Consider the following 19,991-nt stretch of genomic DNA (forward strand, 5'->3'; position numbering starts at 1 on the left):
CAGTCAGTCGCTGTGCGAACCCCCAGCGTGCCGACCCCCATCACGCAAGCACCTGCGCCTTCGTGTTCGCAGTGAGTTCCGCGACGACAGCGGTGACAGCATCCGGCCCCGCCTGCACTCGGTAGGTGAGTGTGCCGAGCTGGCGACCACGAATGTCGGTCACGCCGCCGAAAACGACAGCGCGGCGCAGCGCGTGCTTCTCGAAGACCTCGTCGACGTTCTCGCTCGTAAACTCGTTGACGTCGACGCTGACCAGCGTCCCGCCTCCTGCACGCAGAGCATCCAGGGTCTCCCCCGATGGCACCCCCTGGGTGACCGCCGAGACGAATCGCTCGGTGAGCGCGGCCCGCGGGTGAGCGAAGACGCGATAGGTGTCGCCACTGTCGACCACGCGGCCGCCGTCCATCACGACGACCTGATCACACAGCTCGTGCACGACGGAGATCTGGTGAGTGATGACGACGATCGTGATGCCGAGGCTGCGGTTGATCTCACGCAGCAGCGCCAGTACTTCTCCGGTGGTCTGCGGATCGAGTGCGCTGGTCGCTTCATCCGCCAACAGCAACTCAGGATTCGTCGCGATCGCCCGCGCGATTCCGACGCGCTGCTTCTGCCCGCCCGAGAGCGCACGCGGAAAGCTGTCGGCCTTCTCGCCGATGCCGACGAAGTCGAGCAGTTCGCTCACGCGCGGGCCGATGTCTGCCTTCTTCCACCCGGCGACCTTGAGTGGATATGCGACGTTGCCGCGCACCGTGCGCGAGTTGAAGAGGTTGAACTGCTGGAAGATCATGCCGATGCGCCCACGCAGGGCACGCAGCTGGTTCTCCGACGCGTTGCCAACATCTGTTCCGAGCACGTTTACGGTGCCGGACGAAGGCTTCTCCAGCCCATTGATCAACCGGACGAGCGTGGATTTTCCCGCGCCCGAGTATCCGATGACGCCGACGATGGAGCCCTGCTGGACTTCCAAGTCGACGTCATCGAGGGCGTCAACGACGGGCCCCTTGCGCGTTCCGGGGAACGCTTTGGAGACATTCTCGAACGTGATGATGCGGTGTTCGGGCCCGTCGTTGCGCGATGTCACTTCGAAGCGCGCAGCTGATCTTCGAGGTCGGTCAGCTCGGCCTGCAGGTCTTCTGCGGTCCAATCGCCCTTGAATTCCAGGTTGCCCTGGTTCAGATCAGAGACCGCGGCCTCGACCTCGGCCGAGTGGTAGGCCTCGATGAGTGTCGCCCAGCGCGGGTCATCCTTGTTCTCGTCCTTCACGACGAAGGCGTTGATGTAGGGCGCGAGCTCAGGGTTATCGAGCTCTTCCTTGAAGATGATCAGGTCGTCGCCGAGCCCGCCCTTCTGCGCCTGGGTGTTGTTGACGACTGCCGCCTCGGCGCTGCCGTCCTTGAGTGCAGTGACGGTCTGGTTCGAGTCGACGGCGAGGATCTCGACCGTGCTGGAGGTGATGTCGGCTTCCGAGGAGAAGGCGTCGCCGCCATCCTTGAGCTCAAGCAGGCCTGCGCGCTGCAGGTTCAGCAGTGCGCGTGCGAGGTTGGTGGGATTGTTCGGGATTGCGACGACGGTGCCCTCAGGGATATCTGCGACATCGGAGTACTTCTCCGAGTACAGCGCGAGCGGGTACAGTGCCGTGGCGCCGACGGGCACCAGGGTGCCCCCACTGTTCACGTTGAAGTCGGAGAGGAAGATCAGGTGCTGGAACAGGTTGATGTCGGCTTCGCCGTCCTGAACGGCCTGGTTGAGTTGCACGCCGTCGGTGAGAGTGCGCACCTCGAGATCGATGCCCTCGTCTGCCAGCTTCTCCTTCAGAAGCGTCCAGTGCGCCTCGATGCCGTCATCCGCGACGAGGACGATCTTGCTGTCTTCGCCGCCAGCGGTACCAGCGCTACCGGCGGCGCTCTGCTCACCACCCGCGCATGCCGCCATCGACATGGTCAGCGCGCCGGCTGCCAGCACGCCGAGAACGGACAGAAGCTTCTTCTTCACGCGGGAGTTGTTCACGAGAGTGAGTGAACCACGCGAGCGACCACCACTCCGATTCGAGAGGTAACCGTGCGTAACGCACGCGGTGTCCGACATACGCTGAGGTGGTGACTCACCACCTGCTGGAAGAAGAAACCCTCACCTTCGTCCGCAATCTCATCCGCATCGACAGCGTCAACACCGGAGACCTCGAGACGATCGGCGACGGCGAGACCCGTGCTGCGCGATTCGTGCAGGCCAAGCTGGAAGAAGTCGGTATCGAGACGACTTTCGTCGAGCCGATTCCTGGGCGCGGCAGCGTGATCGCGCGCATCGCCGGCAGTGACACGGATGCTGCGGCGCTGATCGTGCACGCACACCTCGATGTGGTTCCGGTCAACGCTGACGATTGGACGCATCCGCCGTTCGGCGCCGAAATCGAAGACGGCCTGTTGTACGGCCGAGGCGCCGTCGACATGAAGAATTTCGCCGGTGTCATCCTCGCAGTGGCGCGGCACTTCGCGCGTTCCGGCATCCGCCCTCGTCGGGATCTGATCTTCGCGTTCCTCGCAGATGAGGAGAGCGGCGGCGTGTGGGGCGCGTCGTGGCTGGTCGACAACAGGCCAGAGCTGTTCGCCGGTGCGAGTGAGGCGATCAGCGAGGTCGGCGGATTCTCAGTTCCGCTGGCCCAGGGACGCCGTGCGTACCTGCTCGCGACTGCAGAAAAGGGCGTCGGCAGCGTGAAGCTGACCGCGCGCGGCGAGGCAGGGCACGCATCACGGCCGCTGCCGAGCGATCCGGTGCCGCAGCTCGCCGGCGCTGTGGCTCGGATCGGGGAGCACCGTTTTCCGGTGGTGCGTACGCCCGCATTGGAACGGTTCCTCGAGGTTTTCGGCGCGGCGCGTGGTGTCGAGTTCACCGATGAGAATCTGGATGCTGAGCTCGAGGCCCTCGGGTTCGTCGGGCGAGTGATCGCCGCAGCCGCGCGGAACACCGCGGCTCCCACAGTGCTGCGCGCGGGCGACAAGAGCAACATCATCCCTGGCAGCGCACATGCGACAGTCGATCTGCGGGCGCTACCCGATGGCGAAGCCGCTCTGCGAGACGGCATCGAGAAGCTCGCCGGAGACACGGTGGAGGTGTCCTGGCAGCGGATGATCTCGCCGATCGATGCACCAATCGATGGGCCGTTCATCGATGTGATCGCCGCGGCCATCAGCGCCGAAGATCCGGACGGTGTCGTCGTGCCCTATCTGCTGCCGGCATCCACTGACAACAAGCACTTCGCACGGCTCGGAGTGAACGGATACGGCTTCGTGCCGCTGCGTGTGCCTGACGACTTCGATGTGTATGGACAGTTCCATGCGGCCGACGAATGCGTACCGGTGGAGAGCCTGTACTTCAGTGCGAGGACGACGGCGCGGATCCTTCAGAGCGCCTGACGTGATCGCGCGCATGGGCGACGGCCGCGTCCATGTCGGCGAAAAGATGCCGATGATGTCGTAGCGATGCGAGCACGCCAACGGTACGAAACAGGCCCTCGTGCGCAGGCTGGACACCTTTGATGAGCACGGTGATGCCACGGCGTTCGAGCGCACGCACGATGTCGGAGAGGATGTGCGCGCCGGTGGCGTCGACGTGCTCGACCCTGGACATGCGCAAGATCACGACAGTGGCATCTCGCACCGCGGTCACCTCGTCGAACACCCGATCGCTGGATGCGAAGATGAGGGGGCCGTCGAACCGCACGATCGCGATCCGGTCATCGCCAGGGATCGCTTCGCCTGGCAGCGTCTCGCGCTGAACGCCTGACGTGCGTGAGAGGTTGCGGACCGCGAAGATCCCCGCAAAGACGATGCCGATGATCACGGCGACGATGAGATCGAACGACACGGTGATGATCGCGGTGAGGAAGAACGCTGCGGCATCCGCGCGCGTCGAGCGCAGAATTGACATCATCGTCGCCCGCTGCACCATGCGAACGGCCGTCAGCATGAGCACGCCGGCCAGGCCCGCCAGCGGGATCATCCCCACCGGCCCAGACACTGCCACCACGATGAGCAGCAGCACCAGGGCGTGCATGATCGAAGCGAGTCGAGAACGACCACCCGATCGCACGTTGACCGCGGTGCGGGCAATGGCACCCGTCGCCGGCATGCCTCCGAAGAGCCCAGAGCCGATGGATGCGATGCCCTGCCCGACCAGCTCGCGATCAGCGTCGTAGGGCCCGGTGTCATCGAGCGAGGCCGCGACGCGCGCAGACAGTAGGGACTCGATGGCAGCGAGGGCCGCGACAGTCAGCGCAGGACCGACAAGCGACATCAGCGTGCTGGGAACCAGCGGGGGCAGGGTGGGCGCGGGCAGGCTGGCCGGCAGCGCGCCGATGACAGCCAGCGAGTTCGGCACGAACGCGCAGAGCACGGTGATGACGACGATGCCCACCAGTGAGCCAGGGATTCCGCGATGCAGACGCTGCGCTCCGACCATGCAGACGATGACGATGAGCGCCGCCCCGACACCCCACGGAACGTAGGTCCAGTCGGCGGAAGCCACGGCCTGCGCCGCAGCGACGAGCGCGTTGGAGCTGTGGGATGCGGCATCCATCGCGACCGGCGTCGTCAGCGATGGCACCTGTTGCAAGAAGATGATCACGGCGATGCCGAGGGTGAACCCCTCGATGACCGGCCAGGGGATGAAGCTGACCGCTCGCCCCAGGCGCAGGGCTCCGGCTGCCAGCACGATGATGCCGGCCATGATGCTGACGAGGGCAACGGCACCGGCCCCGTGCAGCGCGACGATCGGAAGCAGCACGACCGCCATCGCCCCGGTGGGTCCGGAGACCTGCACATGTGAGCCGCCGAATATCGCGGCCAGGACGCCCGCGACGATTGCCGTCACCAGTCCCGTTGCGGGGCTAAGCCCCGAGCTGACTCCGAAACCCAGCGCCAGTGGAAGTGCGACGATACCGACGGTGACTCCGGCGACGAGATCGCCTCGCCACGTGCGTCGTAGCCCCCGATAGTCCTTTGGGGAGGGAAGGAGCGCGCGCAGGCGCGCGCCGATCCGTGCAGCGGCTCCTGCGCCCATGGTCATCGGCTTCCGCGGCCGACGGCAGGCAGCGCGCGCGCTTCGTCCAGACGCTCACCATCCGACGCGAGAACTTCGAGCAGCAGGAGTCTGGCGACCGCGAGCATCTCCGCCGCCTGCCGGTGCGCGAGACGGTAGTAGACGTGGCTCCCCCGCCGTTCGGACTCCACGAGCCGATGGCGTCGGAGCACCGCCAGATGCTGCGACAGGTGCGAGGCCTCCAGCCCCGTTTCTGCCAGCATCTGCGCGACGCTGACCTCGTCCGAGTCGGAGAGGAGTTCGAGGATGCGGATGCGGAAGGGATGCGCGAGCCCCTTGAACAGATTCGCCTTCACCTCGTACAGCGGTTTCTGCGCATTACTTAATGACATGATGAAATCATCATATCATCGAGTGGATACCGTGGGGTGGGTGGCCGGCTCCTTCTCGTCTACTGGCCTGTATCCCCACGCCCCAGCATTCCGTCCGCGTTGTCGGCAACCCACGCGACCAGTGGCAGCATCCGCTCCATGAGATCCAGGCCGAGCGGCGTCAGGTTGTACTCGACGTGCGGAGGCACGGTGGGGAAAGCCTCCCGATGCACGAGACCATCATCAACGAGTTTGCGCAAAGTGGAGGCGAGCATCTTCTCGCTGATGCCGTCGACCTCACGGCGCAGTGCGCCCCATCGACGCGTACCCTCCGACAGACAAGCCAGGACGAGCACGCCCCACTTGCTCATGATGTGATCGAGGATCACCCGTGTGCTGCAGCCTTCTTCGAAGACGTTGGGCGATCTCTCCTGAATCTGCGCAAAACTCACTGCCATGTGGGTACCTTACTTCAAAGTGGGTACCACCGGTTTGGAAGGTTATCGGTGCAGAGAGAGTTGTCCCCGATGATCTTCCCCACGAAAGGACCTCACATGAGCATTCTCATCACCGGCGCAGCTGGACAGCTCGGCCGCCTCGTCATCGACAGCCTGATCGCTCGCGGCACGGATCCGCAGTCGATTGTCGCCGGAGCCCGCGACGTGGCCAAGGCATCCGACCTCGCGGCGCGCGGAGTGCGCGTCGCGTCGTTGGACTACAACGATGCCGCCACCGTCACCGCGGCCGTCAAGGGCGTCGATGCCGTGCTGCTGATCTCTGGCTCAGAGCTCGGCAAGCGCGTCACACAGCACCAGACTGTGGTGGATGCTGCGAAGGCGGCCGGTGTCGCGAAGATCGTCTACACGAGCGCGCCCAAAGCCACCACCAGCGACCTCGTGGTGGCTCCCGAACACAAGGCCACCGAGGAACTCATCGCCGCATCGGGCATCCCCGCCGTGATCCTACGCAACAACTGGTACAACGAGAACTACGCCGGGCCCATGGCTCAGGCAGCGTCAACCGGGGTGCTCGCCGCGAGCGTGGGAGACGGAAAGGTCGCCTCGGCCAGCCGCCGTGACTTCGCGGATGCCGCGGCCGCCGTCCTCCTCGAAGACGGCCACATCGGTGCGGTGTACGAACTCGGCGGCGACGCCGCCTGGGATCACGCCGAGCTTGCGGCCACGATCGCCGATGTCGCAGGCAGCCCGGTCGAGTACACGGCACTTTCAACCGAGCAGCACGCTGCCGCGCTGGAGTCGGCAGGCCTCGATGCCGGAACCATCGGTTTCGTGACGACATTGGAGGCCGGCATCCGCGGCGGTGCACTCGCCGACACCGACGGCACGCTCGCCCGTCTCATCGGCCGCCCGACGACGCCGCTCGCCGAGAGCCTCCGCGCGCTCGCCTGATCCGCGCTTCCCGTCGCGATTTCTGTCGCTTGAGTCGCGCTCAGGCGACAGAAATCGCGACCGGAGGGGAACTCACCGCTCGACGAGGATGCCATCCTCGTCGCTGTACAGGTGTGCGCCGACGCGGAAGACCACTCCCCCGAATTTCAGGGTGACGTCCAGTTCACCGGCGCCGAGTTTGCTGCTCTTGCGCGGGTTGGTTCCGAGCGCTTTCACTCCGAGGTCGAGCGCGTTGATTGCGACACTGTCGCGGATCGCGCCGTTGATGACGACGCCTGCCCAGCCGTTCGCAACGGCGGAGTCGGCGATCATGTCACCCATCAGCGCGGTCTGCAGCGAAGCACTTCCGTCAACGACGAGCACGGCGCCGTCGCCGGGTGTCGCCAGTGTCGATTTCACGAGGGCGTTGTCCTCGAAGCAGCGGATCGTGCGAATCGGCCCGTCAAAGGCGGCCTTGCGTCCGAAGGAGCGCAACTGCACAGGCAGGGATTGGATGCTCTCGTCGAGCTCGTCATAGAGGTCAGCGGTGGCGATGGTCATGGGATTTCCTCACGTCTCGGCAATGCGGCCATCGTCTCACGCGATGAATCTCGGGACACGCAAAAGGAGGCCACCGACCGAAGTCGGGAGCCTCCTCCAGGTGTGTCAGATCAGCTCTTCGCGAGCGCTGCCGACTTGAGCTGGGCGAACTCGTCAGCGGTGATCGTTCCCGCGTCGAGCAGTTCCTTGGCCCGAGCGATGTCCTCGACCGGGTTGCCTGCGACGGTACGGATGTAGCTGTCCGCTGCATTCTTGGCGGCCTGCTGCTGAGCAGCCGCGCGCTCGCTCATGCCCCGTCCACGGAAGATGAGGTAGGCGAGAGCGGTGAGCAGCGGCAGGAAGATCAGGCAGATCAACCAGATTGCCTTGGCTACGCCGTTGAGCTTGTGGTCGCGGAACAAGTCACTGATGATCGAGAAAAGCGCCATCAGGTACGCGATGAAGACCGTGAAGGTCAGCGCCCACAGCAGCACATCCCAGATTGCAGACCAGAAAGACATGGATCAGACCCCTTCGTCAGTGATGAATAGGACTCGATGCGTGGACGTGTCGCGCCGAATCGACCCCAATCGAAGTATGGCGCAGAAGGCATGTATACGTCCAGGAATACGACCGATACCCAAGATAACTCCTCACGCTAGGTCTGACCATGAGCACCGGCACGGACGTCACGCTCGAAGCATCCGATATCCCACTCGTGCGAGGTGACCTGCACAGCGCGGTCGACACGATCCGCCTGTCTCGCAAGGCACTCGGAACGATCAAGTCGAACCTGCGCCGGCGGCCTGTTAGGAACCGGGAGCGATAACGGCGAGGAGGTCACCTGCCTCTACTTGCTGAGTCTTCGAGATCGCAAGGCGTGTGACCGTGCCGCTTACGGGAGTCGTAATGGCTGCTTCCATCTTCATGGCCTCGATCGTCGCAATCGCATCGCCAGCGCCGACTGTACTGCCTTGCTTCACGTTGAGAGTCACCACCCCGGAAAACGGCGCGGGCACCTGCCCAGGCTGATCAATATCCGCCTTCTCGGCAGACTTGGTGTCGACCGCCACCTGACGGTCACGCACATTCACCGGACGTAACTGCCCGTTGAGCGTGGTCATAACCGTGCGGATGCCCTCGTCGTCTACGCCGATGGCCTCCAACCCCACCAACAAACGCACACCTTTGCTGATCTCGACAACGTGCTCTACACCCTGGGTGAGACCGTAAAGATAATCGACGGTGTCAATCGCGGAGAGGTCACCAAACAGTTCCCGCTGCGCGATGAACGCGCTGGTGGGCGCGGGAAACAGCAGTCTGTTCAGGGCTTCCTGACGTGGCCGACCGTTGTCGGCGAGCGCAGCTTCGTCGTCCGCAGAGATCGGGGTGAGGCCTGCCTTCACGGTGCGACCGGCGAGCACCTTGGTACGAAACGGCTCAGGCCAGCCCCCAGGTAGCTCTCCCAGTTCACCCGCCATAAAACCGATGACGCTGTCCGGGATGTCGTAATTGTGCGGGTTCTCCTCGAAATCGGCTGGGTCAGCCTTGACTGCAGCCAGGTGCAGCGCAAGATCTCCCACGACCTTCGATGAGGGTGTGACCTTGGGTACACGGCCCAGGATCTTGTCCGCAGCCTCATACAGGTCCTCGACGCGCTCGAAGTCGTCTGCCAGCCCTAATGCCATGGCTTGCTGGCGCAAGTTGGACAGTTGACCACCGGGAATCTCGTGACGGTAGACGCGCCCGGTTGGGCCCGACAGCCCGGATTCAAAGGGGCGGTAGACCTGGCGCACCGCCTCCCAATACGGCTCAAGATTCGAGACGGCAGCCAGCGAGAGGCCCGTATCGCGCTCAGTGTGAGCCAATGCTGCGACCAGAGCGGACGCGCTGGGCTGACTGGTCGTTCCCGCCATCGGCGCGGATGCCACATCGACAGCATCCGCACCCGCTGCGCTTGCCGCGAGCAAAGTGGCCAACTGACCGCCAGCTGTGTCATGGGTGTGTACGTGTACCGGCAGCTCAAACGCGTGCCGCAATGCCGTCACGAGCTTTGCAGCCGCGGCCGGACGCAGCAACCCCGCCATGTCCTTGATCGCGAGCACGTGTGCGCCAGCCGCAACGATCTGATCGGCAAGCCGGAGATAATAGTCGAGCGTGTACAGGTCTTCAGCCGGATCAAGAAGATTACCGGTGTAACATACGGCGACCTCCGCGACCGCAACGCCGGTGGCCAGCACGGACTCGATCGCAGGGCGCATCTGCTCGACATCGTTCAGGGCATCGAAGATGCGGAAGAGGTCGACTCCGGTTGCCACGGCCTCGCGCACGAACGCATCAGTCACCTCGGTGGGGTACGGGGTATAGCCAACGGTGTTGCGTCCGCGCAGGAGCATCTGGATCGCCACGTTCGGCAAGGCCTCCCGCAACGCGCCGAGGCGTTCCCACGGGTCCTCGCCCAGGAACCGCAGCGCCACGTCGTATGTCGCCCCACCCCATGCCTCCACGCTCAGCAACTCGGGAGTCATTCGTGCCACGTACGGCGCCACAGCCACGAGGTCACGGGTGCGCACGCGGGTCGCGAGCAGTGACTGGTGCGCATCGCGCATCGTCGTTTCAGTGACCGCAAGCGAGGCTTGTGCACGCAGCGCCGCGGCGAAGCCGCCCGGCCCGAGTTCGAGGAGTCGCTGCCGCGAACCGTGCGGCGCAGGAGCTCCCAGGTCAATCGTCGGCAGCTTATCGGCCGGATCCATCGTGCCCACGCGGACACCGTTGGGCTGGTTCACCGTCACGTCCGCGAGCCAGCTCAGAATCTTCGTCCCGCGGTCCTTCGACTGGTACCCTCCGAGTAATTGTGGCCGCTCCTCGATGAACTGGGTCGACACGTCACCCGCGATGAAATCGGCATCGTCCAGCACCGCCTGCAGGAACGGGATGTTCGTCGATACTCCGCGGACGCGGAACTCCGCTAGCGCCCGACGAGCCCGCCGCACCGCCCCGGGAAAGTCCCGGCCACGACACGTCATCTTCGCCAGCATCGAATCGAAGTGCGGGCTAATCTGCGAACCGACATCAAGCGTGCCGCCATCCAGACGCACCCCTGCACCACCGGGCGAACGGTATGCGGTGATCTTGCCCGTGTCTGGCCGGAACCCCACGGTCGGGTTCTCTGTCGTAATGCGGCATTGCAAAGCCGCACCGCGCAACTGGATATCCTCCTGGACGAGGCCCAGATCGGCGAATGTCATGCCCGACGCAATCAGCATCTGCGATTGCACCAGGTCAATGTCTGTGACCTCCTCGGTCACCGTGTGCTCCACCTGGATGCGCGGGTTCATCTCAATGAACACATGTTGACCCGCGCGATCGCCGATGGTGTCGACCAGGAACTCGACCGTGCCCGCGTTGACGTAGTTGATTGACTTCGAGAATTTGATCGCGTCAGCGTGCAACGCTGCCCGCAGCTCATCGCTGATGTTTGGCGCCGGAGCGATCTCGACCACCTTCTGATTGCGGCGCTGTACCGAGCAATCCCGTTCATACAGATGAAAGGTCTCCCCCGCACGGTCGGCGAGAATCTGTACTTCGATGTGCCGAGGCCGAAGCACGGCCTGCTCCACGAACATCGTCGAATCGCCAAACGCACTTTCGGCTTCGCGCATGGCGGCCCCCAGTGCACTGCGTAGATCTTCTGGCCGTTCGACCCGGCGCATCCCCCTGCCACCACCACCTGCGACAGCCTTGGCGAATACCGGGAATCCGATTGCCGCAGCGCCCGCGATCAACTCCTCGATGTCGCGCGTGGCTGGCGTCGATGCGAGCACTGGCACGCCCGCCGCGATCGCATGCTCTTTCGCGGTGACCTTGTTTCCCGCCATCTCCAGCACATGCTCACCCGGACCGATGAAGGTGATCCCGTTCGCAGCCGCAGCCCGCGCCAGTTCAGGATTCTCCGAGAGAAACCCATAGCCCGGGTAAATAGCGTCAGCACCGCTCTCCTTCGCTACCCGGAGGATTTCCGCCACATCGAGATATGCCCGCACAGGATGCCCCGTCTCCCCAATCTGGTACGACTCATCGGCCTTCAGTCGATGCATCGAATTGCGGTCCTCATACGGGAACACCGCCACCGTCTTCGCACCCAACTCATATGCCGCGCGGAATGCCCGGATCGCGATCTCACCACGATTCGCGACCAGAATCTTATTGAAGAATGCCATCTTTAGAGCCCTATCTCGATAACCGCAGAATCGATCGACTGTGAGAGTATTGCCACGCTCGCATTGGAAACCGGCGAGTTGGTCGACGGAGTGTTTACATTGCTCTGTCTCGTGAAGAAAGTTGAGTGTGCCGTGGAGTCTGTGGACGACGACGTCATGATCGTGGCTGGATACGGCAAGTTCCCGCAGGGCACGAGCGCCGAGGCCCTGCATAAGGTGCTCGCTGTCGTCGCTCTGGTAGACCGGCAAACGGGAACGGTGATCGACGTTTCAACGACCCTCGCCACGCGCACCGCGGATGAGTTCATCTGCCGCGCGATGGTCGGACGAAAACTGAGCACCGATGCAGCATCATTCATCGAGTTCCTGTCGCTTCGGTACCACGGACTTGCCCAGAAGGCGATGATCGCGGCTTTCCGCGACCTCGTTAGGCGATTCACTGAAGCCTCTTCTGCGCACGGAAATGCCGCGGGTAGCAGCTGAGATTCTGCGCTACCCCGGAACGGCGACGGTTTCCTGCCTCGACACAAAAAACCGTCGCCGCGATTTGGGCTAGGCGAGTCGCGCCAGATACTCCTCAGAGTGCTGAACCGAGCCGAATGCCGGCAACATCTGCCCCACCGAGAACTCGTGAGCTTCGATGCTCGAGCTGGCGCACAGGTCCTCTAATACAGTGACGGCGTACCCGGAGTCAGCTGCAACTCGAGCGGTCCCCTCGACCACCATGTTGGTTGCGACACCGCCCAGGACTAGCCGAGTTGCGCCGAGCTTGGTCAGAATGGACGTGAGATTAGTGCCAATGAAGGGGATCACGCATCCCTTTGACACCACCCGCTCGCCCGGCAGCGGGGCGATCTCCGAGCAGATCTGTGCCTCATCAGAGTCTTCGATCATCAAGCCGCGGCCACGAAATCCGTCGAATCGTGGTGAGGCGCTCGAGAGCCGCTGATAGTCGGCGTCGAATGCGACCCGTACAAACACCCTCGGCAAGTCCAGCTCCCGGTATTTCTCGAGCACTCGGGCGGCCGCAGGCAGCACGCCACGTTGCTCAGCCTGTGCCCCCATACCGGCAGCACCGATCACCCCGTCCGAGCGGCAGATGCCCTCTTGGTAATCCATCAAAAGCAGTACGTCAGTCATGCCTTCACCTCACAAATAGCTGTCACGGAGGAGGTCGCTGCCTGCCAGCGCCTCTGCAGTGTTTCCGACAACGACCCGGCCCGCGCGCAGAACGTAGCCGCGCTGACAGTACTCCAGGGCGATTGCGTTCTGCTCGATCAGTACCACTGTCACACCCGCACTGTTGAGTGACGCAAGAGTCTCCATCACCTCTTCGACAAGATTTGGCGCTAAGCCGAGCGATGGTTCGTCGACGATCAGCAACTTCGGGTTCGCCATCAACCCGCGGCCGATCGCGAGCATCTGCTGCTGGCCGCCACTGAGCGTCCCTGCTAGGTGGTCACGTCGCTCACGAAGTATCGGGAACATCTCATAGGCAACTTCTGCACGCTCGGTCAGGGTGCGTCGGTCGCGTACCCAGTAGGCGCCGAGGAGGAGGTTGTCGTGGATTGTGAGGTTGCCGAAGACTCCGCGCGCTTCTGGCACGTGGTTGATGCCCATGCGCGCCACCTTCTCGGGATCCGAGGGCAGGGCTACACCATTCCAAGTGATCGAGCCTGACCGCGGCCGGATCATGCCGGAGATCGTGCGGGCAAGAGATGATTTTCCTGCACCGTTCGCGCCCAGTATGGCCACGAAGTCGCCGTCCCCGATGGTCATCGTCACGCCATGAAGCACGTCGACGCGAGGGCGGTATCCGGCCGTCAGGTCAGTGATCTCAAGCACGGTTGCCTCTCCCCCGACCGAGGTATGCCTCGGTCACCAGTTGGTTCTGTCGAATCTCGGTCGGCGTACCCTCAGCGAGCAGCGCGCCAGCACTCATCACGACAACCCGATCGGCCGCGCGTGCCACGAAGTCCATGTTGTGGTCGATGAGAACCACGGCGATACCCGAGGCCGCAAGACTGGCCAGTCGATCGGCAAGGTTCTCGGCTTCAACCGGTCCGAGGCCTGCCGCGGGCTCGTCCAACAGCAGGAGTCGGGGCTCGGCGAACTGCGCACGCGCAACCTCAGCGAGCTTTCGCACACCGTATGGGACCGAGCCCGCAGCTGTGTGCGTATAGGTCCGCAGTCCGTATTCCTCGAGCAGCATGGCAGCCCGCTCTCGTTGCTCACGATAGTGGCGGCTCGCTCCGGGAAGGGTAAACACACCACGCAGCAGATCGCGGCGACGCTGCACTGTACGACCCAGCATGACGTTGTCGATCAGTGAGAGATCGTCGATAAGCAACGTTTCCTGGAATGTGCGTGCCACTCCGCGGGACCGCATCAGGTGTGGGACAGTGCCGACGGTGTCGGTGCCGTCCACCCGTACCCTGCCTGCGGTGGGGCGGTAGAAGCCGCAGATGCAGTTGAGCATCGTCGATTTGCCAGCACCGTTGGGTCCGATGAGCCCTACAACTTCGCCAGCATGGACACGGAACGACACACCTTTGAGTGCGGCAACGCCGCCGAATTGGATGCTGACCCCGTCGACCTCGAGAACGCAGTCGTCGAGCGTGGTCTCCTCGGATCTGCTATCGAGTAGCGTCACAGTCCCGTCCCCTTCTTGCTCTTCTTCTTCCTAAACCCTGCGAACGAGAACTGCCGGAACGCACTTCGCAGTCCCAGTGCCGCGAACAGCAGCACTCCGTATGCGATCGACGCAACCTCAGGACTCGACGCGAGCAGATTGGGCACCACTGATACGAATGCTGCGCCGATCAGCGCTCCGATGGGTGAGACCACGCCACCGATGACCGCGGCCGACAGAAAGGCGATCGAGTTGTCGAAGGTGAACGACGATGGGGTGACCGCGCCGACCGAGAACGTATAGATATAACCGCCAAGCCCGGCCAGGAAGGAGCTGACGACGAACGCCCAGATGCGCTGACGTGCTGGCACGACGCCGAATGCTCCGGCGAGGATCTCCGACTGCTTCACCGCAAGAACGTTGAGGCCAGACCAGTTACCGAGCATGTTACTGGCGAGCACGAACGCGATGATCACACCGATCACTCCGAAATACACACCGGGTAGCCCCGAAGTGATCTCGGTGTCTCCGATCATGATTGGCCCCGGGAAAAGACCCCGGTAGCCGTCGGTCAGACCTTCGAACCGCATCACGAGCTCGGGCACGGCCCAACCGAAGGCGAGCGTCACCACGGCCAAATAGATGCCGTTAAGTCGGAGACAGACGAACGCCAGCAGGGTGCCGACGAGCGTGGCTGCCCCCAGCGCGACGAACAGCGGAAGCGGCTGCGGTAGATCCAGCTTCGTCGAAGCGATCGCAGCCCCGTACGCTCCCACAGCCATCAGGCCTGCGTGACCAAGGGTCACCTGTCCTGATCCTCCGGTGACCACCACAACGCTGAGTGCCATGATCGCCATCGCCGCCCAGAGGTTCGCGTTGTACTGCTCGTCTACCGGAATGAACAGCGGTAAGACCAGGAGCAGGCCCACCACGATGAGCGTCCGATAGTTTCGCACGAACTCCCCGATCGCTGCTCGGGTGTGCGTGGGCGCGGGAGGAGGCGACTCATGCGCCTTGGCGATGACCTGGTCAGTTGCTTTTGTAGCCACGGTGCATCACACCTTCACGATTCGACGAGCGGACAGCAGCCCCTGCGGCCGGAGGAAGAGCACGACGACGATCAGAACGAGAGTTGCCGTGTGTGCCAGGGACGAGGAGAGGTAGAGAGCCACGAGATTGAGCACGACGCCCACAAGGATGCCGCCCACCAGGGTGCCGAACATATTGCTCAGCCCGCCGATGGTGATCGCAGCGAACGAGACGAGAGCGAAGGTCACGAGACTGGCCTCATTGAGGTAGGTCTGCGGAACGACCAGGACTGCGGCGAATATCGCGTACGCGGAGCCGATGGCCCACGCGAGCATTCTCAGTCGCCGGACCGGAACTCCGAGAAGTCGTGCATTGCCCTCATTCTCGAACACCGCCCGCATGCCGAGCCCGGCGCGAGTGAAGTTGATCACCGCGAATGCGCTGGCCGCGATGAGGAGACCAAGTCCGAGGGTGATCAGCTGACTCCATTCCACGAATACGGGGCCGAACTGCTGGCCGCCGTCAGGAAACGGAAGCTCAATCGCGCGGGTTTGAGAGCCCCACACCATACTCACGACACCTTTGATCACCAGGCCTATCGCGAGCGTGGCCATGACCATACTCAGCTCGCTCTTGTCCTTGATGAGCTTGAGGCTTTCGTTGGTCGCCAGGCCGATAGCGGCCGCAATCGCCACCGCAACGAGTAATGCGAGGGGGAACGGACCACCGGCCAGAATCACCGTCGACATCCCGAACAGTGCCAACGTGAGCATATAGCCCTGGCCGAAGTTCACGACCCCAGTTGCCCGGAAGATGAACACCAGCCCCAGTCCGGCGATACCGTACAGCAGTCCGGTAACCACGCCTTGGAAGAGTACTTGCCACATGGTCCGTCCCTCCTTTCTTTACGCTTGTTCTCGATCTACCAGCTGAACGGGATTGTCTCGTCGGTGATCGTGGCGAAGGCGCCATCGCCTGCCTGAATAATCGACAGCGAACGTGTGCCCGCGTGGTTTCCCGGGCTGAACGTCACTGCAGGCGCCCCACCGACCGACACCTCTTCGAAGCCACTGAGTGCTTCGAGCAGGCCGGCCCTGGTGGGCGAATCGCTGGTCTCGAGCGACTTCTCCAGGCCAGCAGCAAACAGTGCCGCATTCGTCCATCCGTTGAGGCTGAACACGCCGATCTCGTCGGCGTTGCCGTCAGCAGTCATCTGTTCCACATACGCCTGCACCGATGCGTTGTCATCAGTGGTGGGAAGCAGCCACGAGCCGAACATCGTGCCGTCCAGCGCGTCACCCGCGAGTGCGTAGGTTGTCGGGTCCGCGGTGTAGAACGGTGCGAACATCTGGGTTTCAAAACCGAGGCGCTCGGCAGTGGTGACCGCTGTGGCGATGTTGCTGTTCGAGCCCCACACGACGGTGAGCTCTGCGCCGGCTTCCTTCGCCTTGGTCATCTGAGCCGTAAGGTCAGTGTCGCTCACGTTGAACGCCTCTTCGGCAACCAATTCCACGCCCAACTCTTCGACGGCATCCTTCACACCCTGCAGAGCCGGCTTTCCGAGGTCATCGTTCTCGTAGAGCACCGCAACCTTCGTTGCGCCGAGCTCCTCCACCCCAAAAATGGTGTCCAGCTTCGCCTCGTCATAGTAGTTCGGCAGCAGGACGAAGTAGTTCTCCTGCTCTGCCATGGAGGGGTCCCCGCCGACGGCACCGACAACGGGCAGACCCTCCGCTACGGCAAACGGCTGGACGGCCGAGTTCGTCGGCGTTCCGATCGGTGCGACGAGCGCGAAGATTTGGTTCTTCTGGACGAGTTCCTTGGTCGCTGCGAGACTTCGGGCCGGGTCGTAGCCGTCGTCGATCTGGGTGTAGTTGATGGTCCAGCCGTCGAGTCCGCCGTTTGCATTCAGCCAGTCGAAGTAAGCCTTTGATCCCTCGGCAATCAGCTTGTAGGAAGGGACAGGGCCGGTCTCAGGCACGAATGAGCCAATCTCGATGGTCTTGGCTTCAATGTCGACGCCCTGCTCTGCTCCAGCCTCGAGTGGTTCTGCCCCACCTGCGAAAGCACAAGAGGACAGCAAGAGGGCAGCCAGTGTGAGAGGCGCCGCGGCGCGTAGTGCGCGATTTCGGTTCTTCATGGGGTCTCCAGGTGTGGTCAGTGATTGCGACGCGTCGCTGCGCCGACAATCGCGGTGTGGTTGATTTCGTCGAGGACTGTGGTGGCGATCGGGAAGTACTCGTTGTCGAATCCTCGACCGAGTGCCGATAGGTAGAACGTGGCCATCTGACTCAGCTGTGGACTGACCAGATCGACCGATTCGGCCGATTCGAGGAAGTACGTGATGTCTTTGATGGCGTAGGTCAATGGGAAACGCCCCTCACCGAACTCGCCTGTGAGGACGGAGCCGATGACGTGATTCTGCAGCGCGAACGAATTGGCGGAGCCCTCAGACAACACCTCCGCCAGTTCGACAGTGTCGACGCCAAGTTTGTCCCCGAGAGCGAGGCCTTCGCTGACCGCGAGGATGTTGGCCATCAGAACCGCGTTGTTGACAAGTTTGGCAATGTTTCCGCTGCCTACCGGTCCGACGTACCGCACCGATGTGCCCATGAGCTCGAGGACCGGGCGTGCTCGTTCGAAATCGGCCGATGCACCGCCAACCATGATCGCAAGGGTGCCCGCTTCGGCCGCCTGCTTTGTGCGTGCCACCGGCGCGTCGATGTACGCTCCCCCGGTCTTGCTCAGCGCATCGGCGATCTCGCGGGACGTCGCCGGTGGAATCGTACTCATATCGATGGCGAGAGATCCCGCCCGCAAGCCCGCAGCGATCCCGTCATCGCCCAGGTAGACGTTGCGCACCTCGGCAACTCCCGGGAGTGATGTGATGACGATATCTACCAACGATGCCAGTTCTCGTGCAGACCCAGCGACTCCGGCACCGAGTTCTGCAAACTCCGCGAGCACGGCAGGACGGTTGTCAAAAACCGTCACGTCGCAGTCTTTGCGCAGCAGATTGCGCGCCATACCTCCGCCCATTGCGCCGAGGCCCAAGTATCCGATTTTGCTCATTATTTTCACTCCTTTGTGAATTCGAGGTTCGCTGCCTCAGTGAAGTTCTTTGATGCGCTCCCCGTCGCGCGACCAAAGATCCGGATCATGGCCAATGACCAGTTCGGCGTTCGTGAAGTTCTGCTCGAAGCCCATCCGCCGCAGCGACCGATACGCATCTGGCATTGACCACGCGTTGCCCGGTGGCCAGCTCTCATCGACGTTCGCGTGACTGTAGGCCGCATCGCCTGCACAGAGAATGGTGCGCCCCGAGGGCAGCCGAACGAGCAGTGATTGGTGTCCCGGGGTGTGACCTCGAGTGCTTATGAGACCGATACCGTCGGTGACCACGTGATCACCGTCGATGACGGTCACGTCTTCCGGTAGCCCGTACTGCTTCTGCAGATAGATTTGCGAAACGAAGGCGTCAGGATCATGGGCGAAGCGGAGCTCCTCTCGCTGCACGAGCACCTCATCGGCGTCGATACACGCGTTGCCGCCGGTGTGGTCCCAATGCAGGTGAGAGTTCGTCATCCATCGGATGTCGGACGGGCCGATGCCCACGCTGTCGAGGTGGGCGAGGATGCCGTGCTCCTCATCGAAGTCGACGAGAGCTCCCGCTTTCGCACCCAAGGCCCCGTCGGGATCCGTTACCGCGTCGACGTTCAGTCCGGTATCGAATAGGAAGTAGCCTTCAGTGGATTTAACCAGGGTCGCGGTCACCGGAATTGTGCGGCGATTACCAAAATCCTGCCGGTACATCAGCAGGCTACCTTCGACGTCGATCCATCCACAATTGAACAGCCACACTCTCTCGACGGTCATGAGAAGTAGCTCCCACCGTTGATATCGAGGGTCTGACCGGTGATCCAGTTCGACTCCGGTCCAGCCAGGAATGCGATCGGTTCAGCAATGTCCTCGGGGCGACCGAGGCGCCCCAGCGGGTAACCAGTGGCATCCTCTTCGAGCTGTCCTCCGTTCAAGCCTTCCCACATGGACGTGAGCACTGGCCCGGGAGCGACAGCATTGACGAGGATACCGTCGGGCCCGTAGGTTTTTGCTGCCCATTTCACGACACCGGCGACACCTGCCTTTGCTGCGACGTAAACAGGCCCGGACTTCACCCCGCCGATACGACTGGCGACGGAACCGAGGGCGACAACTTTGCCACCGCCTTGCTTCTGCATAGGCGGAACAACAGCACGTAGCAAGTTGATGAAACCGAGGAGGTTCACGTCGAGGATCAGCTTGTTCTCGTCATCATCGAGATCGAGCAGTCCAGTGCCGGAGACGACACCAGCGCATCCGACGGCGATGTCCACGCGACCGGCCACCGCGACAACGAGATTGATCGCTGTGCTTACGGAATCGAAGCTACTCACATCGCAGGCCAGGAACGGCTGGGAATCGTGATCGCCACTGGGCTTGTTCAGGTCGAGGAGGTACACCTTCGCGCCTCGCGCTTCAAGTGCCTCGGCAACCTTGCGGCCGATGCCGCCGGCCCCGCCTGTGATGACGGCGACCTTGCCAGCCAGGCCTTCATTGCTACTAGTGGGAACGACCATCATTGTCTCCGCCTCAACGCTTCCGCGAACTATTGCACCCAGTGCACCATACGGAACGGTTAGAAGAAAACCGGCTCATAAAAAAGCGTATGGGAGCAGAGGTTGATTTGCGTTCGCAGCGGAGGGTCGACCCCCGTCGGCGATGACGGGGCGGTTCC

At 62.9% G+C, this 19,991-nt stretch carries 21 protein-coding genes; 4 read left to right on the plus strand and 17 right to left on the minus strand.

What is annotated here, in order from left to right; genetic code table 11:
- Nucleotides 1–40: 40 nt before the first annotated feature.
- Both ACSU1G_RS17795 and ACSU1G_RS17800 read right to left on the minus strand, forming a co-directional pair.
- Nucleotides 41–1,084, minus strand: a complete 1,044-nt coding sequence (locus tag ACSU1G_RS17795) for a methionine ABC transporter ATP-binding protein (RefSeq protein WP_439281311.1) — start codon at nt 1,082–1,084, stop codon at nt 41–43.
- Complete coding sequence (locus ACSU1G_RS17800; RefSeq protein ID WP_439281312.1) at nt 1,081–2,010, minus strand: MetQ/NlpA family ABC transporter substrate-binding protein; 930 nt, start codon at nt 2,008–2,010, stop codon at nt 1,081–1,083. The genes ACSU1G_RS17795 and ACSU1G_RS17800 overlap by 4 nt, the downstream gene beginning before the upstream one ends.
- Nucleotides 2,011–2,099: 89 nt before the next feature.
- Between ACSU1G_RS17800 and ACSU1G_RS17805 the strand changes: the two genes are divergently transcribed.
- On the plus strand, nt 2,100–3,413 hold the full coding sequence (locus ACSU1G_RS17805) for a M20/M25/M40 family metallo-hydrolase (protein ID WP_439281313.1): 1,314 nt from the start codon (nt 2,100–2,102) through the stop codon (nt 3,411–3,413).
- Here the strand turns inward: ACSU1G_RS17805 and ACSU1G_RS17810 are convergent.
- Genes ACSU1G_RS17810 through ACSU1G_RS17820 form a run of 3 tightly spaced genes read right to left on the minus strand, consistent with a single transcriptional unit; the run spans nt 3,373 to nt 5,866 of the window.
- A complete protein-coding gene (locus ACSU1G_RS17810; protein ID WP_439281314.1) occupies nt 3,373–5,064 on the minus strand; it encodes a SulP family inorganic anion transporter in 1,692 nt (563 codons plus the stop codon). The genes ACSU1G_RS17805 and ACSU1G_RS17810 overlap by 41 nt on opposite strands.
- The gene (locus ACSU1G_RS17815; protein WP_439281315.1) at nt 5,061–5,429 is read right to left on the minus strand and encodes an ArsR/SmtB family transcription factor; all 369 of its coding nucleotides are present in this window, start codon (nt 5,427–5,429) and stop codon (nt 5,061–5,063) included. The genes ACSU1G_RS17810 and ACSU1G_RS17815 overlap by 4 nt, the downstream gene beginning before the upstream one ends.
- 59 nt (nt 5,430–5,488) lie before the next feature.
- Nucleotides 5,489–5,866, minus strand: coding sequence for a winged helix-turn-helix transcriptional regulator (locus ACSU1G_RS17820; protein WP_439281316.1), 378 nt, complete (start codon nt 5,864–5,866; stop codon nt 5,489–5,491).
- 96 nt (nt 5,867–5,962) lie between these two features.
- Here ACSU1G_RS17820 and ACSU1G_RS17825 point away from each other — a divergent pair, with 96 nt between their 5' ends.
- Nucleotides 5,963–6,817: an SDR family oxidoreductase gene (locus ACSU1G_RS17825; RefSeq protein WP_439281317.1), complete on the plus strand. Its 855-nt coding sequence runs from the start codon at nt 5,963–5,965 to the stop codon at nt 6,815–6,817.
- A gap of 72 nt (nt 6,818–6,889) precedes the next feature.
- Here the strand turns inward: ACSU1G_RS17825 and rraA are convergent, their stop codons facing one another.
- Together rraA and ACSU1G_RS17835 are read right to left on the minus strand one after the other, a co-directional pair.
- A complete protein-coding gene (gene rraA, locus ACSU1G_RS17830; protein WP_439281318.1) occupies nt 6,890–7,357 on the minus strand; it encodes a ribonuclease E activity regulator RraA in 468 nt (155 codons plus the stop codon).
- Nucleotides 7,358–7,467: 110 nt separating this feature from the next.
- Nucleotides 7,468–7,857, minus strand: a complete 390-nt coding sequence (locus tag ACSU1G_RS17835; protein WP_439281319.1) for an SHOCT domain-containing protein — start codon at nt 7,855–7,857, stop codon at nt 7,468–7,470.
- A gap of 149 nt (nt 7,858–8,006) precedes the next feature.
- On the opposite strand from ACSU1G_RS17835, the gene ACSU1G_RS17840 reads away from it, so the two are divergent.
- The gene (locus ACSU1G_RS17840; RefSeq protein ID WP_439281320.1) at nt 8,007–8,165 is read left to right on the plus strand and encodes a hypothetical protein; all 159 of its coding nucleotides are present in this window, start codon (nt 8,007–8,009) and stop codon (nt 8,163–8,165) included.
- On the opposite strand, the gene ACSU1G_RS17845 is transcribed toward ACSU1G_RS17840, so the two are convergent.
- Entirely contained in the window at nt 8,146–11,556 is a 3,411-nt protein-coding gene (locus ACSU1G_RS17845; protein WP_439281321.1) for a pyruvate carboxylase, read from the minus strand. The two genes, ACSU1G_RS17840 and ACSU1G_RS17845, sit on opposite strands and share 20 nt — an antisense overlap.
- A 141-nt stretch (nt 11,557–11,697) precedes the next feature.
- Between ACSU1G_RS17845 and ACSU1G_RS17850 the strand changes: the two genes are divergently transcribed.
- A complete protein-coding gene (locus tag ACSU1G_RS17850; protein ID WP_439281322.1) occupies nt 11,698–12,039 on the plus strand; it encodes a DUF3870 domain-containing protein in 342 nt (113 codons plus the stop codon).
- A 69-nt stretch (nt 12,040–12,108) separates the two neighbouring features.
- Here ACSU1G_RS17850 and ACSU1G_RS17855 read toward each other — a convergent pair whose 3' ends face one another.
- From ACSU1G_RS17855 to ACSU1G_RS17895, 9 genes are read right to left on the minus strand one after another with little or no spacing between them, the layout of a single operon-like run.
- A complete protein-coding gene (locus tag ACSU1G_RS17855) occupies nt 12,109–12,696 on the minus strand; it encodes a cysteine hydrolase family protein (protein WP_439281323.1) in 588 nt (195 codons plus the stop codon).
- Nucleotides 12,697–12,705: 9 nt separating this feature from the next.
- Nucleotides 12,706–13,401 (minus strand): ABC transporter ATP-binding protein, encoded by a 696-nt coding sequence (locus ACSU1G_RS17860; protein WP_439281324.1) that lies wholly within the window; start codon nt 13,399–13,401, stop codon nt 12,706–12,708.
- Nucleotides 13,394–14,209 (minus strand): ABC transporter ATP-binding protein, encoded by an 816-nt coding sequence (locus ACSU1G_RS17865; protein WP_439281325.1) that lies wholly within the window; start codon nt 14,207–14,209, stop codon nt 13,394–13,396. The genes ACSU1G_RS17860 and ACSU1G_RS17865 overlap by 8 nt, the downstream gene beginning before the upstream one ends.
- Complete coding sequence (locus tag ACSU1G_RS17870; RefSeq protein WP_439281326.1) at nt 14,206–15,237, minus strand: branched-chain amino acid ABC transporter permease; 1,032 nt, start codon at nt 15,235–15,237, stop codon at nt 14,206–14,208. Before ACSU1G_RS17870 ends, ACSU1G_RS17865 begins: the two co-directional genes overlap by 4 nt.
- Before the next feature lie 6 nt (nt 15,238–15,243).
- Nucleotides 15,244–16,104, minus strand: coding sequence for a branched-chain amino acid ABC transporter permease (locus ACSU1G_RS17875; protein WP_439281327.1), 861 nt, complete (start codon nt 16,102–16,104; stop codon nt 15,244–15,246).
- A gap of 35 nt (nt 16,105–16,139) precedes the next feature.
- Nucleotides 16,140–17,357 carry an ABC transporter substrate-binding protein gene (locus ACSU1G_RS17880; RefSeq protein WP_439281328.1) on the minus strand — a complete coding sequence of 406 codons (1,218 nt, stop codon included), beginning with the start codon at nt 17,355–17,357 and terminating at the stop codon, nt 16,140–16,142.
- A 17-nt stretch (nt 17,358–17,374) separates the two neighbouring features.
- Entirely contained in the window at nt 17,375–18,289 is a 915-nt protein-coding gene (locus ACSU1G_RS17885; RefSeq protein ID WP_439281329.1) for an NAD(P)-dependent oxidoreductase, read from the minus strand.
- Between the two features lie 36 nt (nt 18,290–18,325).
- Nucleotides 18,326–19,093, minus strand: coding sequence for an N-acyl homoserine lactonase family protein (locus ACSU1G_RS17890; RefSeq protein ID WP_439281330.1), 768 nt, complete (start codon nt 19,091–19,093; stop codon nt 18,326–18,328).
- Nucleotides 19,090–19,836 (minus strand): SDR family NAD(P)-dependent oxidoreductase, encoded by a 747-nt coding sequence (locus ACSU1G_RS17895; protein WP_439281331.1) that lies wholly within the window; start codon nt 19,834–19,836, stop codon nt 19,090–19,092. Before ACSU1G_RS17895 ends, ACSU1G_RS17890 begins: the two co-directional genes overlap by 4 nt.
- Between the last annotated feature and the right edge of the window lie 155 nt (nt 19,837–19,991).

The organism is Microbacterium sp. A93, from assembly GCF_051842835.1.